Genomic DNA, 18,528 nt, shown 5'->3' on the forward strand with positions numbered 1-18,528 from the left:
ATAATATCAAAAAGAAAAAATTTTATCAACACGCAACATTAACAAACCTTTGTTCTGTGGATAATAATATTTGGTATTGTGCCGAAATATATGTTTTTTTGCCGAAAAATGATACTATATATTGTGGTTTAAAAATATACAAAAGAATATTACCGTTTAAAACAAAATTAATTACGAATTTTCTTGACGAAAAGCGGTTTATTTAATATAATTGTAACAGTGCTTGCTAAGAAGCAAGGATTTCTTATGCGATAAAGAAGGAGGTGCTTACCGTATGAAAATGACATTCCAGCCTAAAAAAAGACAGAGAAGCAAAGTTCACGGCTTCAGAAAAAGAATGGCTACAGCTAACGGCAGAAAGGTTTTAGCTGCAAGAAGAAAAAAAGGCAGAAAAGTATTATCAGCATAATTTTGAATTAACAATCTTTAGCAAAATGTATATAATACAGATATAAAAGGGCCGCTGAGAGTGGCCTTTTATAGTATATACTGTATTTGACTTTATCCGACATCAGATCCTAAATTCTCGGAAAGAGGGACAATCATGGAATTTACCGAATCATTAAAGAAAAATTTTCAGTTCAGATATGTCTATAATAAGGGAAAGTCCATTGCAAACAGACAGCTTGTTATGTATGTCAGAAAAAATGGTAAAAAAACCAACAGACTTGGTATTTCGGTGAGTAAAAAGGTCGGAAAAAGCGTAACAAGAAGCAGGGTTACCAGATTGATTCGTGAAAGCTATCGTCTTATGGAAAATGAAGTTCTAAGAGGATATGATATTGTTGTTATCGCAAGAGTTTCTGCCGCCGAGGCACAATATGCCGAGGTTTCCAAGGCTCTGCGACATCTTTTCAAAAAACATGGGCTTTTAGCAGACAAAACGACGGTTGAAAAGAGCTGATCTAAGTTGAAAAAAATACTGAAAAAATTATTTCTTATGCTGATAAGATTTTACCAGCTTTGTATTTCACCACACTTTCCGCCTACATGCAGATTTACGCCAACATGTTCACAATATGCCTATGAGGCAATAATGAAATATGGTCCTTTTAAGGGAACGTATCTCGGTATAAGACGGATTCTTAGATGTCACCCTTTTAACAAGGGCGGCTATGACCCGGTACCTTGATCGAAGTTTGATTCTTATTTTTGAAGTCTTAAGGAGGACTATTAAAAGTGCTAAATTCAATTTTTGGTATGATGAATTCACCGATACTGCTTGCTGCAGCTGAAAGATCACCAGGAGTTATTGTTGGTCCCATTGCAAAGCTTATGGGAATTATTTTTAACTGGGTATTTAATTTTATTTACTCATTTACGGAAACAGGTTCGCTTGTTTTAGGAATTATCGTATTTACTTTACTTGTAAAGCTTGTACTTTTCCCTCTTTCTTATAAGCAGGTCAAAGGTACATACAAAATGCAGAAGCTTCAGCCTGAGCTTAATAAAATCAAGGCTAAGTATGCAAACAAAACAGACGAGGAATCTCAGAGAAGAATGGCCTTTGAAATTCAGGAATTTCAGAGAGAGAACGGAGCAAGCATGCTTGCAGGCTGTTTACCTATGATTATCCAGCTTCCCATTCTTTATGCTCTTTTCTATATATTCCAGCAGCCCTACAACTATGTAGAGGTTATCAATAATGTATACACTTCGATAGCGAATGCAATTCTCGGAATTGATGTTGCACAGAGAGTGGAAGTATTTAAGCCTATTATTCTTTCAAAGAATATGACAATGGATCTTGCTGTTTTCAGTGATGTATTCAATCTTGTAAAGCATATGGGTTCTGCAGATTGGAATACAGCTCTTTCAACACTTGGTACAAGCGGAACGGAGCTTGCATCTCTTATCGCACAGAAGCATTCTATTGAATATTTCTTCGGTTTGAACCTTGTAACAACAGCGGGACTCGGTTTCCCGGGAATACTTGTACCTATATGTGCAGGTCTTTCAACATTCCTTTCATCTAAGTATATGATGAGCAAGCAGCAGAATGCAACCGGCACAGGCGATGAAGCTGATATGGCTGCGGGAATGACAAAATCAATGAATGTTGTTATGCCTATCATGATGGGTGTAATCACTATAAATACTCCTGTCGCTCTCGGTATTTATTGGACATTAAGCAACCTTTTCTCAATATTCCAGACATGGACCGTATATAAGGTTCTCGGAGCAAAGGATGAAAAAGGTGAGCTTGATTTAGAAAGCAAAAGCGACAAAAAAGCAAAAATTGCCGATAAGAATAAGAAAGGAGCCAAATAACAGTGGACGCAATTCAGAAAACAGGCAAGACAGTTGAGGAAGCTGTTAATGAAGCGCTTAAAGAGCTTAATATAAGCCGTGAAGATGCCGAAATCGAAGTTATCGAGGAAGGCTCAAAAGGATTTCTTGGTGTTTTTGGAGCAAAAAATGCTGTCGTAAACGTAAAGAAAAAATTCAATCCCGAAAAAATAGCATCTGACTTCCTTCGTGAAGTATTTATATCAATGGGTCTTATTGTAAAGATTGATACAAAGCTTAAGGATAAACAGCTTTCAATAACAATAAGCGGCGACGATATGGGTATCATAATCGGAAAAAGAGGACAGACTCTTGATTCTCTCCAGTATCTTGTAAACCTTGTTGTTAATAAGGGTAATGCACCTTATGTAAGCATAACGCTTGATACCGAAAATTACAGAGAGAGAAGAAAAGAAACTCTTGAATCACTTGCTTTCAATCTTGCAAAAAAGGTTAAGCATACAGGAAAGAACATAGTTCTTGAGCCTATGAATCCTTATGAAAGAAGAATTATCCATTCTGCACTCCAGAATGACAGATATGTTACAACATACAGCGAAGGCGAAGAGCCTTACAGAAATGTAGTAATTGCTTTAAAAGAAAAATAAGATTTACATTACCCGATAGTTTTCTATCGGGTTTTTTAAAATATCAAAGGAATGATATATATGAAAAATATTGCTCTCAATGATGTGATTGCCGCAATTTCAACACCTGTCGGCAGCGGAGGAATCGGCATTGTCCGTATAAGCGGAGAAGGTGCAGTCGAAACCGCCGATAAAATATTTGTTTCTGCCGACGGCAAAAAGCTTTCGGAAAAAGAAAGCCATACAATAACTTACGGACATATAAAGGACGCAAAAACGGGTGAAATAATAGATGAGGTTCTTGTTATGCTTATGCTTGCACCGAGAACCTATACTGCCGAAGATACGGTTGAAATCAACTGCCATGGCGGTATGCTCGTTACAAATAAGGTGCTTGAAACAGCCTTGAATAACGGAGCAAGAATGGCAGAACCGGGCGAATTTACAAAAAGAGCTTTTCTTAACGGAAGAATAGACCTTTCTCAGGCAGAGGCGGTTATGGATCTTATTGATTCAAAAACGGAGCTTTCAAGAAAAACTGCCTTAACGCAGCTTGAAGGAAGTATAAAAGAGAAGGTTCATGGACTCAGAGATGAGCTTCTGGATATGATTGCCTCAATAGAGGCCGCAATAGATTATCCGGAGCACGATATTGAAGAAGAAACATATTCGCAGATGAATATAAAAATAACTGCCCTTAAAGAAAAAATAAATGAACTTCTTAAGTCGGCAGATACGGGAAAAATAATAAGAGAAGGCGTTGAGGCCGTAATACTCGGAAAGCCTAATGTCGGAAAAAGCTCACTTCTTAACCGTATGCTTATGGAGGAAAGAGCCATTGTTACGGATATTCCCGGAACAACAAGAGATACTGTTGAGGAATATATGAATTTGGGCGGAATTCCGGTTAAAATAATAGATACTGCCGGAATACGAGATACCGGCGATAAGGTGGAAAAAATCGGTGTCGAAAAATCAAAGAAATGTGCCGAAAATGCAGATATAATATTTATGATGCTTGACGCATCAAGACCTCTTGATGAAGAGGACATGGAAATACTCGATTTTATTGAAGATAAAAAAGCAATTATTATAGTTAATAAAACGGATATTGACAAAAAGATTGATTTTGATACACTTTGTAATTATACGGAAAAAGAAAATATAATATATACGTCTGTTAAAGAGGATAAAGGAATTGACGAGCTTACCGAAAGATTTAAGGAAATATTCTTCGGCGGAGAAATTCAGACCAATGATAATGTTATTATAAGCAATGTCCGTCATAAAAATATGCTTTATAAAGCTATCGAGGCTTTGGACAGGGCATTGGTTACAATAGAAACAAGAATGCCGGAGGATTTTATTTCTATGGATCTTCAGGAGGCACTTTCCGCATTGGGCGAAATAACAGGCGACAGCGTTGATGATGAAATAATAGACAGAATATTTACAAGGTTCTGTCTCGGTAAATAAGGAGGTTTGGGTTCATGTCTTATATAGCGGAGGAGGCTGATGTTATTGTTGTCGGCGGCGGTCATGCCGGCTGTGAGGCCGCTCTTGCGTCTGCAAGAATGGGATTAAAAACAATAATATTCGCTATAAGTCTGGACAGTATAGCAATGATGCCATGCAATCCGAGCATTGGCGGCAGTTCAAAGGGTCATCTTGTAAGAGAGGTTGATGCCCTTGGCGGCGAAATGGGAAAAAATATTGATAAAACTTATATTCAGACAAAAATGCTTAACACAGGTAAAGGTCCTGCGGTCTATTCGTTAAGAGCACAGGCAGACAAAGGGCGTTATCAGCGTGAAATGAAAAGAACGCTTGAAAAAACCGAAAATCTGTATATAAGACAGGGCGAAGTAACCGATATTATCGTTGAGGATAATGTTGTTAAGGGAGTTAAAACATCTTCCGATGCAATATATAATGCAAAGGCGGTTGTTTTGTGTGTCGGAACATATCTTAAAGCACGCTGTCTTTATGGCGAAACCATAATTCACAGCGGCCCCAACGGACTTATGCCGGCAACAAAGCTCAGTCAGTCATTGCTTGATCTTGGTATAACTCTGTATAGATTTAAAACGGGTACTCCGGCACGAATTGACAGAAAAACAATGGATTTTTCCAAAATGATTCCTCAGTACGGTGATGAAAATATAGTTCCGTTTTCATTTGAAAATACTCCTGAAGATATTAAACGTGAACAGGTGCTTTGCTATTTAACCTATACAAACGAAAATACACATAATCTTATAAGAGAGAATTTACATCGTTCTGCCATGTATGGCGGACTTATACAGGGAACAGGCCCGAGATACTGCCCGTCCATAGAGGATAAGGTTGTTAAGTTTGCCGATAAGGAAAAGCATCAGATATTTATTGAACCGGAAGGCGAAAATACAGACGAAATGTATATACAGGGTATGTCCACATCACTTCCCGAAGAGGTTCAGGTTCAGATGTACAGAACAGTTCCCGGACTTGAAAACTGCCGTATAATGCGTACTGCCTATGCCATTGAATACGATTGTATAGACGCAACACAGCTTAAGCTTTCTCTTGAGTTTAAGAATATACACGGCCTTTTCGGTGCAGGCCAGTTTAACGGAAGCTCCGGTTATGAAGAGGCGGCCGCACAGGGACTTATCGGCGGAATAAATGCCGCACAGTATGTAAAGGGTGAAAAACCGCTTATTCTCGACCGTTCCGAGGCATATATAGGTGTGCTCATTGATGACCTTGTAACAAGAGGAAGTAAAGAGCCTTACAGAATGATGACCTCAAGAGCGGAATACAGACTTCTTTTAAGACAGGATAACGCAGATGAAAGACTTACCGAAAAGGCTTATAATATAGGACTTATTTCGGAAGAAAGATATAATAAATTCCTTGAAAAGGAACGACTTATTTCAGAAGAAATAGAACGAGTTGAAAATGTCCGTATAACGCCGAAGGAAAATGTTCTTGAACTGCTTGATAAATATAACAGTACAAGAATTAAATCCGGTGTAAAACTTTCTGATTTAATAAAAAGACCCGAACTTGACTATTTTAAACTTTCGGAAATAGATAACGAAAGACCTGAGCTTGCTTATGCCGTTCAGGAAGAAGTAAATATAAAAATAAAATATGAGGGCTATATAAAACAGCAGATAAATCAGGTAAATCAGTTCAAAAAGATGGAGAATAAGCTTCTTCCGGCTGACATTGATTATAATGAAATAAAAAATCTGCGTATTGAAGCAACACAGAAGCTTAATGCAATCCGTCCTGCCTCAATAGGACAGGCATCAAGAATAACAGGTGTTTCTCCTGCCGATATTACGGTACTTCTCATATATCTTGAACAGATGAAGCATTCAAAAAGGAGCGAATAAGGTGTCCCAGATAGAAGAGCTTTTAGCAGAAAGCTGTAAAAAAATAAATATAGAGCTTACCGAAAAGCAGATAAAGCAGTTTATAGATTATAAGGATATGCTTTTGGAATGGAACGAAAAGTTTAACCTTACGGCAATAACAGACGAAAGAGAAATAATACTTAAGCATTTTGTTGACTGCCTTGCAATATCTGCCGGAGCAGAGCTTGCCGGAAAGAAAATTATTGATGTCGGGACTGGAGCAGGCTTTCCCGGAGTTCCGGTAAAAATTGCTTTTCCCGATACACAGATGACATTGCTTGATTCGCTAAATAAAAGAATTACATTTCTTGAGGAGCTGAAAAATAAGCTTGGTCTTGAAAATGTGACCTGCATTCATTCCAGAGCAGAGGACGGAGGAGCAGATAAAAATTTGCGAGAAGGCTTTGACCTCTGTATTTCGAGAGCTGTTGCAAATCTTGCTGTTTTGTCGGAATATTGTTTGCCTTTTGTTAAGGTCGGAGGCTGTTTTATTTCAATGAAAGGCCCGGATGTAAAGGATGAGCTTAAGGAATCCGAAAAAGCGATAAAGGTTCTTGGTGGTGAGGTTAAAGAAATTAAGCTGATTAATATTCCCGAAACGGATATTAACCATAGTCTTATAATAATAAAAAAGATTAAACCGACTCCGTCAAAATATCCGAGAAAAGCCGGAAAAGCGAAAAAAGAACCTATTATGTAATATTTATCTGCAAATATTATGTAGTAATATATAAGAATATTGTATGTATAAATAAAAACCTTCTTGGAAATATATGGTATAATTTAACTGTAAAATATTAGAAATAGTCAAATTATTCCGTAATATAGTCTTTTTCAAGGAGGTTTTTTAATGGCTTTAAAACAATATGATATAAATGATTCGGCATTTATAAATATATCAGAGCTGCCGATAGATAAAATTAAACCAAGCCCGTATCAGCAGAGAAAATATTTTGATTTTTATTCACTTAACAGGCTTGCGGATTCCATAAAAAAATACGGAGTTCTTCAGCCGATAACGGTTCGGCTTATGAATGGAAACAGCTATGAGCTTATTTCCGGCGAGAGGCGTCTGAGAGCGGCAAAGGCTGTCGGCTTAAAAACAATACCTGCGGTGCTTATGTCGGCAGATGAAGAAAAAAGTTCTTTAATGTCGTTTATTGAAAATATCCAGCGAAAAAATCTTGATTTTATCGAAGAGGCAGAAGGCTATGGTTCTTTTATAGAGGATTTCGGTATGTCTGTCGAAGAGATTTCCGAAAAAACCGGAGTAAATATATCTGTAATAAGAAAAAAGCTGAAAATTCTCGATTTGTCGGAAGAAGATATAAGGCTTGTAAGGGAAAATAAGCTTACGGATGGCCATGTGCTGTCGGCATTGAAAATACATGATGCTGATATACGGAGTACTGTGCTTTACGATATGGCCGAACAGGATATGACGGTTAAAAAAGCAGATGATTATGTAGAAAAAATATTGCTCTGTATGAGATTCGGACATCATGGGCAGAAGGTGAAAAGTAGCTTTAATGATTTTAAGCTGTTCACCAATTCAATAAAACAGTCGGTTGATGCCGTAAGAAAGGCCGGAATACCGGCATATTATGATATTTCGGAAAAATCCGATGCAATAGAAATAAATATAAAAATAAGAATACCTGAAACAGAATAGTAAAAATGGGCGGTGAAAACCGCCCGATAAATTAAAGATTCACTTTCTTATTTAACATCATAAAAGATGATTGAGAAGTAGCCATAAGGACATTGTTTGTCAAATTGAATACTTCACCGCTCATATTTACTATTGTTTTTCCGTTGGATGCCGCTTTTACTTTAACCTGTATAATATCGTTAAGTCTTCCGGGCTTTAAAAATGTTGTGTTTTCGCTTATTGTAGAAATAAATCTGTCACCGGCAAAATAATGGCATAAAAATCCGTAGGCATTGTCAAGCATTGAAACCGTAAGTCCGCCGAAAAGTATTCCTTCCGGATTAAGCTCCCATTCGTTTACCTTGAATTCGATTGTAAGTGATTTTTCTTCGTAATTACAGTTAATAAATTTCGGAGCAAGTGTTGGAACAAGTCCGTTTTTTCCGTCGGCAAGTATTACTGATAAAAGGTCGGAATAATAGTGCTCCATTTCCTGTTGTTTTAGTTCGTTTTCTGTCATTTAATCTTGTTTCTCCTTAATCTTGTTTCTCCTTAGTTTTGTTTTTCTTTTGAATGCCGATTACTTTAAAAAGTTTTTTACAACCGAATTAAAGGCTGTCGGATTTTCATAGTTAGGAAGCTCTCCGGTTTCCTCAAATACTGCAAATTCGCCGTTTGGAATAAGTTGCTTTATCGTTTCCATATTGGCTATGGGATTTGTTTTGCATTTTTCACCCCATATTACCATGGTCGGTATAGTTATTTCGGATAAATAATCCTTAATGTCCATGTTCATAAAGCCGGTAATATATGAAGCATATACAAATCGGTTGTTGCCACCGCCGATATGTGCTGATACATAAATATTGTCGGCTATATATTTTTTGCTCTTTTCGGAAGAAAAAAGTCTGTCGTTATAAATATCCCGTATGCGGTGCTTTGTCATTTTATAAAGATATATGCTTTCGCCGATTACCGGAAGCTCATATAATTTTCTTTTCTTTGTATCGCTGTTGTCTGTGATTTTGTCTGATATTCCGTTGGGATTTATCAAAATAAATCTTTTGAAATTGTCCGGATTTATTTTATATGCAACAGCCGCAAACATTGCACCTTCGCCTACTGCACATATTGCTGTCGGTTTTTGTATTATGTCGCTTATAAAATCGTTTATAAGCTTTCCGAAGGTGTAAGCAGTGTAGGTTGTGTTTACTCTTTCCGATGTTCCGTAGCCAAGAAGGTCGAGTGTATATACCTTGTAGCTTTTTGCAAGTTCATTTGTGTTTTTGCCCCATATTTCAGATGATGATCCTGGAAAAGCATTGTGTATCAGTAAAAGCGGTTTGCCATTTCCTTTTACGCTGTATCCGATTTTTCCCAGACGCCATTCGTATATGTTTTCTGCTTCGTTGAACATATTTATTTTTTCGGTTAAATAAAATATAAGCTTGTTTACCGCAAGCGGTGCAAAAAGCAGTGTTCCGAGTATTGCTGATGATTTGATGTTTTTATTTTTCAAATTAATCACCTCATAATTATTATTGCATAAAACGGCGGAAAAATAAAACATTTTATTATTAATTTTTTCTTTCTGTAACCTTTTTGAGTTATTTTTTGTATTATTAGTGAAAGGCCTTTTAAAGAATATAGAATATGAGGGATCACTCATGAGAATGAAAATTGAAATACTGATGAAAAAGTATAAGGATAATCTGTTTGCGACAGCTTTTAATATATGCAAAAGCTCGGCAGATGCAGATGATGCCGTTCAAAATACATTTATTCAGTACTACACAACTGATAAGCAGTTTGAAAATGAGCAGCATATTCGTGCATGGCTTTTAAGGGTAGTAATCAATAAAGCTAAAAATATAAATATATCCTTCTGGCGAAGAAAAAGCGTTCCGCTTGAAGATTATATAGAAAGCTTAGTTTTTAAAACACCGGAGGAAAAAAATTTATTTAAAGAGGTTATGAAACTGCCCGAAAAATATAGGATAGTTATACATCTGTTTTATTATGAGGATTATTCTGTAAAAGAAATTGCACAAATACTTAATTTAACTGAAAGCAATATAAAGGTTCGGTTGAACAGAGGAAGAAAGCTGCTTAAAAAGAGTTTACGGGAGGAATGGATTGACGATGACGAATAAGGAAAAATATAAGCGAGCATTTTCGGCTCTTCATGCCTCCGAAAATATTTCTTTGGAGGTAGATAAAGATATGAAAAATAAAAGAGTATTCAATAAAAAAATAATGGCAGTATGTACATGTTGTTTGGCTATGTTCGGAGTAGGAGCAACGGTTTATGCTCATAACTATCAGATTATAAATAAAATCTTTGGCTGGGGCAATAATCTTGAAATTACACAGGAGGTAGATGAGAACGGAGAAACATCATCAATTTCAATATTACATACGGATAATCTGACCGAGCCCGTAAAAATAGATGATGGAAAAATTTATTTTGTTGTTAATGATGAAAAAATTGATATTACCGACAAAATATCCGAAACTACTGCATTCGAATATGAGTATACAGATGATGAAGGCAATACACATATATGGCTTGTAGGATTAAATTCTGATAATATTAAGGATTATGGCTATGCCGAGTATATTAAAAATATTGACGGCGATTGGACAGGAGGGTATTCCGCAAGAGTTAATATTGAAAGCGACGGGAAAACAAATGCAGAATGGCTTGAAAATGCTAAAAGTGAAAAAACTATTCCGTGGTAAAAGTAATATTGAAAAATCGTCTCAAAGCCTGTATTTAATTGACTTTTTAACATATATTTAATATAATATCAACAGAGTGTGAAGGTCACATGAAGGGGTACACCACCTTGGGTGTAGTTTTTCGTGTGCCTTTTTTTGTACTCGATTATAAAACAGAAGGAGATAATAAAAATGAAGAAAAAATTATTGGCAGTTGTACTTGCTGTAACCTGTGCAATAGGTATGTCAGCCTGCTCATCATCAAATAATCAGCAGACTTCTGACACCACAGCCGTAGATGTTCAGGTTATTGATGAATTTAACATTGCGTTTGCACCTTATGATGCATCGGAAACAATGCTTGCCGAAACAGAACCTCTTAAAGGACTTTTACAGGAAAAGCTTCTTGAAAAGGGCTATGATGTGAAGGATATTAATCTTACAGTAGGTGCGTCATACGAGGCAGTCGGAGAGGCATTAAGTGCCGGAACAGCCGACGCAGGCTTTATTTCCGGTGGTACATATGTGCTTTATGATGAGGACTGCGATGTACTTCTTACCGCTCTTCGTGCGGCATACAGCAAGGATTCCGATAATCCGGCCGACTGGAATGACGGAACAGAAGGAAAATATACAGATGAGATGTCAAAATACTATAAATCAATAATCATTGCAGGCCCCAGTGCAAAGGGACAGGAGCTTGCCGCTAAGGTAAATAACGGTGAAGAGCTTACATGGGACGACCTTAATTCTGCAACATGGTCCGTAATGAGTGCATCATCTGCATCGGGATATATTTATCCTTCACTTTGGCTCTATGATAACTATGGCAAAACAATCAGTGATTTAAGCAATGTTGTTCAGGCCGATTCATACAGCACATCAATAGCAAGACTTGCTTCGGAACAGGCTGATATTATGGTTGGTTTTGCTCATATGCAGTATAAATATGCTGACCAGTGGACAAGCGAATTCGGAAGAACAGAGCCTATCTGGACAGAAACAAATATACTCGGCGTGACAAAAGGAATTTATAATGATACAATATGTGTAAGTAAGGCTTCTCCCATAATGACAGACGAATTTAAACAGGCTTTCGGCGAGGCTATGATTGAAATTGGTGAAACAGACGCAGGTCTTGAAATAGTTGATAAAACTTTCTCACACAAGGGTTACGAATGGGCTGATTCTTCGGATTATGACGGAGAAAGAGAAGCTGAAAAATTAATAGTAAACGCTGAATAACAGGATTTGATATTGTGATAGAAATTACTGATTTAAAAAAAGAATATACGCTTAACGGCAGAAAAAAATATGCACTTGACGGCATTTCCGTTAAAATACCGGAAGGCTGCTTTGTGTCGGTAATCGGTCCCAGCGGTGCCGGAAAATCAACGCTTCTGAGGTCGATTAACGGTATGATTTCCGTTGATGGCGGAAAGGTCGAAATTAACGGAAAAAATATATCCTCTCTTAAGGGCAAGGAAAAAAGAGAGGTTCAAAAAAATATTTGTATGATATTTCAGGATTTCTGTCTTGTAAAGAGCAGTACTGTCATTAAGAATGTTCTTAATGCCTGTCTTGCTGATATGAATTTGTTTTCCGCAGTATTCGGTATTTTCGGTACGGAAAGAAAAGCCAAGGCTGCGGAAATACTCGAAAGAGTCGGTATGGCTGAAAAAATAAATCAGCCTGCTGACAGCCTTTCGGGCGGTGAACAGCAAAGAACCGCAATAGCAAGGGCGATTATGCAGGGCGGAAATATTCTTCTTGCAGATGAGCCTGTGGCATCGCTTGATCCGGCCAATGCGGAGGATGTGCTGGAGCTTATGAAAAGCTTGCAAAAGGAAAAAAATATAACAGTCATTATGAACAGCCATAATATTGAACAGGCTGTTAAATATTCGGACTGGATAATAGGACTTAACAGCGGAAGGATTATATATGAAGGAAAGCCGGAAAATTTAACGGCTGAAATAAAAGAGGATATATACAGAAGGGATAACAGCAATGGTTAAATCAGAGAATAGAAACAAAATTACAATATTTCTGATTGCCGCCGCTGTTATTTTTTCGTTTTGGTTTACCGGCTTCAGCTTACCAAAGCTCATAAGCCGTGGCAGTCAGTTTTTTGTTATTATAGGAAAAATGTTTCCGCCGGATACAGGCTATTTGGGGAAAATAATATCTCCTTTGCTTGAAACAATAAAAATGTCATTTGCCGGAACCTTTATCGGTTCACTTCTGGCATTGATTGTTGCTCCGTTTTGTGCCTATAACACCGTTGCACCGAAATGGCTGTGCGGTTTATTGAAGGCGGTAATAAATATATTGAGAGCGATACCTGTTTTAATAATTGCTCTTGCGGTATCGTTTATTTTCGGAATAGGCTCCTTTGCCGGAGCTTTTGCAATAGCCTTGTATACCTTCGGAATTATTGCGCGACTTACATGGAAGGATGCGGAACAGCAGTCGCATAAAACCATGGATGCACTTGTTTCCGCAGGAATAGGAAAAACAAAGGCTTTTGCAAATACTGTGTTTATTGATATATTTCCCGAATATCTTTCAAATTGTCTTTATGTGCTTGAAAGCAATGTGCGTCATGCGGCAATACTCGGTTATGTAGGTGCAGGCGGTCTGGGACTTATATTAAATGAAAAAATATCATGGGGCGATTATGCTAAGGTCGGCATGATATTGATTATGCTGTTTATAGTTGTTTTTATTATAGAAACAATAAGCAGTTACTTAAGAAGAATATTAAACGGAAGTGTTCAAACAACCGTTTTAAATAAAAGAATTATATTTATAGTTATTCTCGCTGTTGCGTTGCTGTCAATGGCGGCAATAGATGCTCCGCAGATAACTGATTTGGGAATAAAGGTATTTAAAGGCATTATATACGGAATACTTCACCCGGATATGTCGCTTATTTTCACAACATCACAAAACGGTGTTCCGTATCTCATGCTGGAAACAATATGTATAGCGGCCGCAGGAACATTTATCGGTGCGGTAATATCCGTTCCGTTGGCATTTCCGGGCAGTCGAAACGTAAGCGGAAAGCTTTCTGCCGGAATAATGAAGATATTTATACTTGCGATCAGAACAATGCCGGCTGTAATATACGGACTTATATTTATAAGAGTAACCGGACCGGGAGCTTTTGCCGGAGTTATGACATTGGGTATATTGAGTATCGGAATGTGTACAAAGCTTTACATAAATACATTGGACAGCTTTGATATGAAAACGGCGAATGCACTTAAGTCAATGGGTGTTTCTCATACTGCGGCAATAACCAACTGTATACTTCCGGAGGTAAAAAATAAGTTTTTTGCGTCTGCGATATACCGTTTTGATGTAAACTTAAGAGAAGCATCTGTTCTTGGTCTTGTAAGTGCCGGTGGAATAGGCACAAAGCTTATATTTTCCATGAACGGCTATCTCTGGAGCTATGCCGGAGCTTATATTTTGGGCTTAGTCATATTGATTTTGCTCGTAGATAAATTAAATTCATTAATAGTTTGATTTTTATTCGGCTATATGATAAATTTATTATGCTTAACAAATATTGAAAGGATTGAAATTGATGGATTTTAAATATGAGGCTGCAAAGCTTATCGCTAAAGCGGCGGATATGGAAATAGATGAAGTTTTGGGAATGATTGAAGTTCCTGCAAATAAAGAAATGGGTGATTATGCTTTTCCTTGTTTTAAGCTTGCAAAAAAATTCAGAAAAGCTCCCAATTTAATTGCCGCTGATATTTGTGGTAAGCTTGAAGGCTCTGACAGCTTTACAAAGATTGAATGTGTAGCCGCATATATTAACTTCTTTACAGATAAAAGCAGTTATGCAAAAACAGTAATCGAAAGCGTTAATAATGCCGGAGCTAAATATGGCGAAAGCAGCGAAGGTGAAGGCAAAACAATAGTTATCGACTATTCATCACCTAATATTGCAAAGCCCTTCCATGTAGGCCATCTCCGTTCAACAGTTATCGGCAGTGCTTTATATAATATTTTTGAAAAGCTTGGCTATAAATGCGTTGGCATAAATCATCTCGGCGACTGGGGAACACAGTTCGGAAAGCTTATCGAGGCGTATAAGCTTTGGGGCAGTAAAGAGGCAGTAGAAGAAAAAGGTATCAGTGAGCTTACAAGAATATATGTTAAATTCCACGAAGAGGCTGAAAAAGACGATTCACTTAATGACAGAGCAAGAGCATGGTTCGTTAAAATGCAGGACGGTGACGAAGAGGCAATTTCTCTTTGGAAATGGTTCTATGATATTTCGATAAAGGAATTTGAAAGAGTATATGAAAAGCTCGGAGTAAAATTCGATTATTATACAGGCGAAAGCTTCTATAATGACAAAATGGATGCTGTCGTTGAAGAGCTTAAGGCTAAAAATCTTCTTGTTGAGAGCAACGGAGCTATGATTGTTGATCTTGAAGATGCAAAAATGCCTCCATGCCTTATATTAAGAACAGACGGCGGAACACTTTATGCAACAAGAGATATAACAGCGGCTTTATATAGAAAGAAAACATATGATTTCGATAAATGTATATATGTAACAGCCATTGATCAGAATCTCCACTTCGCACAGTGGTTCAAGGTAATCGAAAAGATGGGCTATGATTGGTCAAAGGATTTGGTTCATGTTCCTTTTGGTCTTGTAAGCCTTGAAGACGGCAAGCTTTCAACAAGAAAAGGCAAGGTTGTTTTAATGGAAGACCTTCTCAATGAGGCTGTTAAGAAAACAACAGGAATTATTGATGAGAAAAATCCGGACCTTCCCAATAAGGAAGAGGTTGCAAAGCAGGTTGGTATCGGTGCAGTAATTTTCGATGACCTTTATAACGGACGTATTAAGGATATTGTGTTCTCATGGGACAGAATGTTAAACTTCGATGGAGAAACAGGCCCTTATGTTCAGTATACTCATGCAAGAGCATGCAGTGTTCTTAAGAAAGCCGGATATGATAAAAAAGCAGAAAACATTGATTATTCTGTACTTGCAGACGATGCGGCGGCAGATGTTTGCAAGACAATAGCTTTATTTAATGATAAAATTAAGGAAGCCGCAAACAGATATGAGCCTTCTGTAATTGCACGTTATCTTGTCGATGTTGCGCAGTCGTTTAATAAGTTCTATCATGATAATATTATTCTTGCTGATGATGAAAATGTCAAGAACGCAAGACTTGCTCTTGTTGATGCAGTAAGAACAGTAATCAAATCAGGACTTGCAATTCTCGGAATTGACGCACCTGAGCAGATGTAATTGAAATTAAATAGTATAAACGAATTTTAAGCCTATGTTTCACGTGAAACATAGGCTTTTGTATGTTAAAAAATGATATAAAATTGAATGTTTCACGTGAAACATATAAATTTCTGTTTTTTTTAGCTATAAACTATGGTATCATAATAAAAAGCAGTTAAAGAAATGAGGCAGTATATTATGAGTAAAGTAAGAGTAATTGCGGTTGTAAACCAGAAGGGCGGCGTTGGAAAAACAACGACAGTTGTTAATTTGTCGGCTTGTCTCGGTGAAGCAGGCAAAAAAGTGCTTGTTATTGATGCCGATGCACAGGGAAACACAACGAGCGGACTTGGTTTAGAAAAAAATAAGCTTGAAAATACATTATATAATGTACTTTTGGGTGAAATATCTATATCTGATGCAATACAGCAGACGGTTGCCGAAAATGTTGATATTGTTCCTTCAAATATGAATTTGTCAGGTGCGGAAATCGAGCTTGTGTCGTTAGAGGATAGAGAGAGTATTGTTAAGGAAAATCTTTCAAAAATAAAAAATAATTATGATTTTATTGTTATTGATTGTCCGCCGTCATTGGGAATTGTAACAATAAATGCACTTGTTGCTGCTGATACAGTGCTTGTACCGGTTCAGTGCGAGTACTTTGCACTTGAAGGCATGGAACAGCTTTTCCATACAATAGGCCTTGTGCAGAATAATCTTAATGCAGACCTCCAGATTGAAGGTGTTGTGTTTACAATGTATGACAGCAGAACAAACCTTTCTATTGAGGTTGTTGAAGAGGTTAAAAAGGTATTAAAGCCGGATATGTACAGTGCTATAATTCCGAGAAACGTACGACTTGGCGAAGCACCGAGCTATGGCTTGCCGATAACTATATATGATACAAAATCCAAAGGTGCCGAAAGCTATAGACTTCTGGCAGAAATGGTTATAGATAAGGAGTGGAAATAATGGCGTTACCTAAAAAGGGTGGACTTGGCTCAAGAGGCAGAGGTCTTGAGGCTGTTATATCTCAGCAGGTCGATTCCATACAGGAAAAAGGTGTAACAGAGATAAGTATAGATAAAATTAGTCCCAACAGAGAACAGCCCAGACGTATATTTGATGAAACGGCTCTTGAGGAGCTTGCGGAGTCAATGAAACAGCTTGGCGTCATTCAGCCTATTGTTTTGGCTAAGGACGGAGATTATTATAAAATAATTGTCGGAGAAAGACGTTGGAGAGCCGCAAAAATAGCCGGATTGAAGAAGATTCCGGCAATAATAAAGGATCTGGACGAAACCTCGGCATATGAAATAGCTCTTGTTGAAAATCTTCAGAGAGAAAACCTTAATTTAATTGAAGAAGCAAGAGGATATAGAAAGCTTGTTGATATTTTCGGACTCAGCCAGGAGGAAGTGGCACAAAAAGTCGGAAAAAGCCGTCCTACAGTTACAAATGCACTCAGATTACTCAATCTTGACGAAAGAGTACAGCAGTTTGTGCTTAATAATGAGATAACCGGAGGTCATGCAAGAGCGCTTCTCAGTATAGAGGATAAGGACGCACAGTGCCAGATTGCCGAAAAAATCATAGAAAACGGACTGAGTGTAAGAGCGACGGAAGCTCTCGTAAAAAATTATAATAATCAGAAACCTGTAAATAATGATAATAGGGTAAACTTTGATACAACAGGCTATAAATCCATAGAGAAAAATCTTAAGGAGCTCTTCGGAACAAAGGTTAAGCTTAATTGTAAGAAAAACAAAGGAAAAATAGAGATAGAATATTATTCCGATGCGGATTTGGAAAGAATTCTCGAATTAATAACAAAAATTGAAGAATAATGGGGTAATATAGTATGAATGAAACAAATACAAGCTTTTTTGCACAGAATTTAGATTTGTGGATTTCCGTAATTCTTGCCCTGCTTATAGTGTTTATTGTGCTTGTTGTTATAGATATGTATAATAACAAGAAAACAATGTCAAGATATGAAGCCTTTATGGGAATAAACAAAAAATATAAAAATGCTGTTGATCTTGAAAAGCTTTTGATTGATTGTGTCGGAAAAGCAGATGCTATTGACGAAAAATATTCCAAACTGCTTGAAATAGTTCAGGATATGGAGAAAAATATGCAGTTCTGCTGCCAGAAGGTCGGCATTGTGAGATATAATCCATTTGAGGAAATGGGCGGAAATCTCTGCTTCGCCATTGCGATACTCGATGCCGAGAATACAGGCGTTGTTATAAACGGTATCCATAGCCGAACAGGTACATTCACCTATGCAAAGCCTGTTGAGCTTGGTGTTAGCACATATATATTGTCAAAAGAGGAGCAGGAGGCAATAGATAAGGCTAAAAACAGTGCATATCAGGCTGTTAAAAACACTGTTACAGCTAAAAAGCCATCAAAAATGCTCAAAGCAAAGAAGAGAAAAGAAAAAGAGGAAGAAATAAAAAACAAGGTTGAGGTTTATAAAAGTGCGGCGGCAAGAACAAAGCGTAAAAGAAATTCACGACCTGTTGATAAACAAACAAAATAATAACATAAATCATAGAGTTATCCACAAATACACTGGGTTATCAACAGTTAAAT

General features: G+C 37.2%; 20 protein-coding genes. 18 read left to right on the forward strand and 2 right to left on the reverse strand.

What is annotated here, in order from left to right:
• Positions 1-274 precede the first annotated feature (274 nt).
• The 9 genes from rpmH to KQI66_RS04515 all read left to right on the forward strand — a co-directional run bounded on the left by rpmH (position 275) and on the right by KQI66_RS04515 (position 7,952).
• Positions 275-409 carry a 50S ribosomal protein L34 gene (gene rpmH / locus KQI66_RS04475; protein WP_177936339.1) on the forward strand — a complete coding sequence of 45 codons (135 nt, stop codon included), beginning with the start codon at positions 275-277 and terminating at the stop codon, positions 407-409.
• 135 nt (positions 410-544) lie between these two features.
• A complete protein-coding gene (rnpA, locus tag KQI66_RS04480; protein ID WP_216427488.1) occupies positions 545-904 on the forward strand; it encodes a ribonuclease P protein component in 360 nt (119 codons plus the stop codon).
• Positions 905-922: 18 nt separating this feature from the next.
• Positions 923-1,132 carry a membrane protein insertion efficiency factor YidD gene (gene yidD, locus KQI66_RS04485; RefSeq protein WP_253287691.1) on the forward strand — a complete coding sequence of 70 codons (210 nt, stop codon included), beginning with the start codon at positions 923-925 and terminating at the stop codon, positions 1,130-1,132.
• A 47-nt stretch (positions 1,133-1,179) separates the two neighbouring features.
• A complete protein-coding gene (locus KQI66_RS04490; RefSeq protein ID WP_216427489.1) occupies positions 1,180-2,271 on the forward strand; it encodes a YidC/Oxa1 family membrane protein insertase in 1,092 nt (363 codons plus the stop codon).
• Between the two features lie 2 nt (positions 2,272-2,273).
• Positions 2,274-2,897: an RNA-binding cell elongation regulator Jag/EloR gene (gene jag / locus KQI66_RS04495; RefSeq protein ID WP_216427490.1), complete on the forward strand. Its 624-nt coding sequence runs from the start codon at positions 2,274-2,276 to the stop codon at positions 2,895-2,897.
• A 60-nt stretch (positions 2,898-2,957) separates the two neighbouring features.
• Positions 2,958-4,352 (forward strand): tRNA uridine-5-carboxymethylaminomethyl(34) synthesis GTPase MnmE, encoded by a 1,395-nt coding sequence (mnmE, locus tag KQI66_RS04500; protein WP_216427491.1) that lies wholly within the window; start codon positions 2,958-2,960, stop codon positions 4,350-4,352.
• A gap of 14 nt (positions 4,353-4,366) precedes the next feature.
• On the forward strand, positions 4,367-6,259 hold the full coding sequence (mnmG, locus tag KQI66_RS04505; RefSeq protein WP_216427492.1) for a tRNA uridine-5-carboxymethylaminomethyl(34) synthesis enzyme MnmG: 1,893 nt from the start codon (positions 4,367-4,369) through the stop codon (positions 6,257-6,259).
• 1 nt (position 6,260) lies between these two features.
• Entirely contained in the window at positions 6,261-6,980 is a 720-nt protein-coding gene (rsmG, locus tag KQI66_RS04510; protein WP_330655016.1) for a 16S rRNA (guanine(527)-N(7))-methyltransferase RsmG, read from the forward strand.
• A 150-nt stretch (positions 6,981-7,130) separates the two neighbouring features.
• A complete protein-coding gene (locus KQI66_RS04515) occupies positions 7,131-7,952 on the forward strand; it encodes a ParB/RepB/Spo0J family partition protein (protein WP_216427493.1) in 822 nt (273 codons plus the stop codon).
• A gap of 31 nt (positions 7,953-7,983) precedes the next feature.
• Here KQI66_RS04515 and KQI66_RS04520 read toward each other — a convergent pair whose 3' ends face one another.
• Together KQI66_RS04520 and KQI66_RS04525 are read right to left on the reverse strand one after the other, a co-directional pair.
• Positions 7,984-8,451 carry a PaaI family thioesterase gene (locus KQI66_RS04520; RefSeq protein WP_216427494.1) on the reverse strand — a complete coding sequence of 156 codons (468 nt, stop codon included), beginning with the start codon at positions 8,449-8,451 and terminating at the stop codon, positions 7,984-7,986.
• A gap of 60 nt (positions 8,452-8,511) precedes the next feature.
• Positions 8,512-9,450, reverse strand: coding sequence for an alpha/beta fold hydrolase (locus KQI66_RS04525; RefSeq protein WP_216427495.1), 939 nt, complete (start codon positions 9,448-9,450; stop codon positions 8,512-8,514).
• Between the two features lie 148 nt (positions 9,451-9,598).
• Between KQI66_RS04525 and KQI66_RS04530 the strand changes: the two genes are divergently transcribed.
• The 9 genes from KQI66_RS04530 to KQI66_RS04570 all read left to right on the forward strand — a co-directional run bounded on the left by KQI66_RS04530 (position 9,599) and on the right by KQI66_RS04570 (position 18,475).
• The gene (locus KQI66_RS04530; protein WP_216427496.1) at positions 9,599-10,084 is read left to right on the forward strand and encodes an RNA polymerase sigma factor; all 486 of its coding nucleotides are present in this window, start codon (positions 9,599-9,601) and stop codon (positions 10,082-10,084) included.
• On the forward strand, positions 10,068-10,673 hold the full coding sequence (locus KQI66_RS04535) for a hypothetical protein (RefSeq protein ID WP_216427497.1): 606 nt from the start codon (positions 10,068-10,070) through the stop codon (positions 10,671-10,673). The genes KQI66_RS04530 and KQI66_RS04535 overlap by 17 nt, the downstream gene beginning before the upstream one ends.
• 171 nt (positions 10,674-10,844) lie before the next feature.
• Complete coding sequence (locus tag KQI66_RS04540; protein ID WP_216427498.1) at positions 10,845-11,897, forward strand: PhnD/SsuA/transferrin family substrate-binding protein; 1,053 nt, start codon at positions 10,845-10,847, stop codon at positions 11,895-11,897.
• A gap of 14 nt (positions 11,898-11,911) precedes the next feature.
• Positions 11,912-12,670, forward strand: coding sequence for a phosphonate ABC transporter ATP-binding protein (gene phnC, locus KQI66_RS04545; RefSeq protein ID WP_216427499.1), 759 nt, complete (start codon positions 11,912-11,914; stop codon positions 12,668-12,670).
• Positions 12,663-14,186, forward strand: a complete 1,524-nt coding sequence (phnE, locus tag KQI66_RS04550; RefSeq protein ID WP_216427500.1) for a phosphonate ABC transporter, permease protein PhnE — start codon at positions 12,663-12,665, stop codon at positions 14,184-14,186. Before phnC ends, phnE begins: the two co-directional genes overlap by 8 nt.
• Positions 14,187-14,247: 61 nt before the next feature.
• Positions 14,248-15,945, forward strand: a complete 1,698-nt coding sequence (gene argS / locus KQI66_RS04555) for an arginine--tRNA ligase (protein WP_216427501.1) — start codon at positions 14,248-14,250, stop codon at positions 15,943-15,945.
• A 180-nt stretch (positions 15,946-16,125) separates the two neighbouring features.
• The gene (locus tag KQI66_RS04560; RefSeq protein WP_216427502.1) at positions 16,126-16,899 is read left to right on the forward strand and encodes a ParA family protein; all 774 of its coding nucleotides are present in this window, start codon (positions 16,126-16,128) and stop codon (positions 16,897-16,899) included.
• Positions 16,899-17,774 carry a ParB/RepB/Spo0J family partition protein gene (locus tag KQI66_RS04565; RefSeq protein ID WP_216427503.1) on the forward strand — a complete coding sequence of 292 codons (876 nt, stop codon included), beginning with the start codon at positions 16,899-16,901 and terminating at the stop codon, positions 17,772-17,774. Before KQI66_RS04560 ends, KQI66_RS04565 begins: the two co-directional genes overlap by 1 nt.
• A 14-nt stretch (positions 17,775-17,788) precedes the next feature.
• Positions 17,789-18,475, forward strand: coding sequence for a DUF4446 family protein (locus KQI66_RS04570; RefSeq protein ID WP_216427504.1), 687 nt, complete (start codon positions 17,789-17,791; stop codon positions 18,473-18,475).
• The last annotated feature ends 53 nt before the right edge of the window (positions 18,476-18,528 follow it).

It is taken from the genome of Anaerotignum sp. MSJ-24 (assembly GCF_018918145.1).
GTDB lineage: Bacteria > Bacillota > Clostridia > Lachnospirales > Anaerotignaceae > Metalachnospira.

Bases quoted from the DNA above. Each gene is read 5' to 3' on its own strand.
- KQI66_RS04570 (WP_216427504.1), top strand. From the start codon at position 17,789: ATGAATGAAACAAATACAAGCTTTTTTGCACAGAATTTAGATTTGTGG.
- phnE (WP_216427500.1), top strand. From the start codon at position 12,663: ATGGTTAAATCAGAGAATAGAAACAAAATTACAATATTTCTGATTGCC.
- KQI66_RS04560 (WP_216427502.1), top strand. From the start codon at position 16,126: ATGAGTAAAGTAAGAGTAATTGCGGTTGTAAACCAGAAGGGCGGCGTT.
- rnpA (WP_216427488.1), top strand. From the start codon at position 545: ATGGAATTTACCGAATCATTAAAGAAAAATTTTCAGTTCAGATATGTC.
- argS (WP_216427501.1), top strand. From the start codon at position 14,248: ATGGATTTTAAATATGAGGCTGCAAAGCTTATCGCTAAAGCGGCGGAT.
- mnmG (WP_216427492.1), top strand. From the start codon at position 4,367: ATGTCTTATATAGCGGAGGAGGCTGATGTTATTGTTGTCGGCGGCGGT.
- KQI66_RS04565 (WP_216427503.1), top strand. From the start codon at position 16,899: ATGGCGTTACCTAAAAAGGGTGGACTTGGCTCAAGAGGCAGAGGTCTT.
- mnmE (WP_216427491.1), top strand. From the start codon at position 2,958: ATGAAAAATATTGCTCTCAATGATGTGATTGCCGCAATTTCAACACCT.
- rpmH (WP_177936339.1), top strand. From the start codon at position 275: ATGAAAATGACATTCCAGCCTAAAAAAAGACAGAGAAGCAAAGTTCAC.
- KQI66_RS04540 (WP_216427498.1), top strand. From the start codon at position 10,845: ATGAAGAAAAAATTATTGGCAGTTGTACTTGCTGTAACCTGTGCAATA.
- KQI66_RS04515 (WP_216427493.1), top strand. From the start codon at position 7,131: ATGGCTTTAAAACAATATGATATAAATGATTCGGCATTTATAAATATA.
- KQI66_RS04520 (WP_216427494.1), bottom strand. From the start codon at position 8,451: ATGACAGAAAACGAACTAAAACAACAGGAAATGGAGCACTATTATTCC.
- KQI66_RS04530 (WP_216427496.1), top strand. From the start codon at position 9,599: ATGAGAATGAAAATTGAAATACTGATGAAAAAGTATAAGGATAATCTG.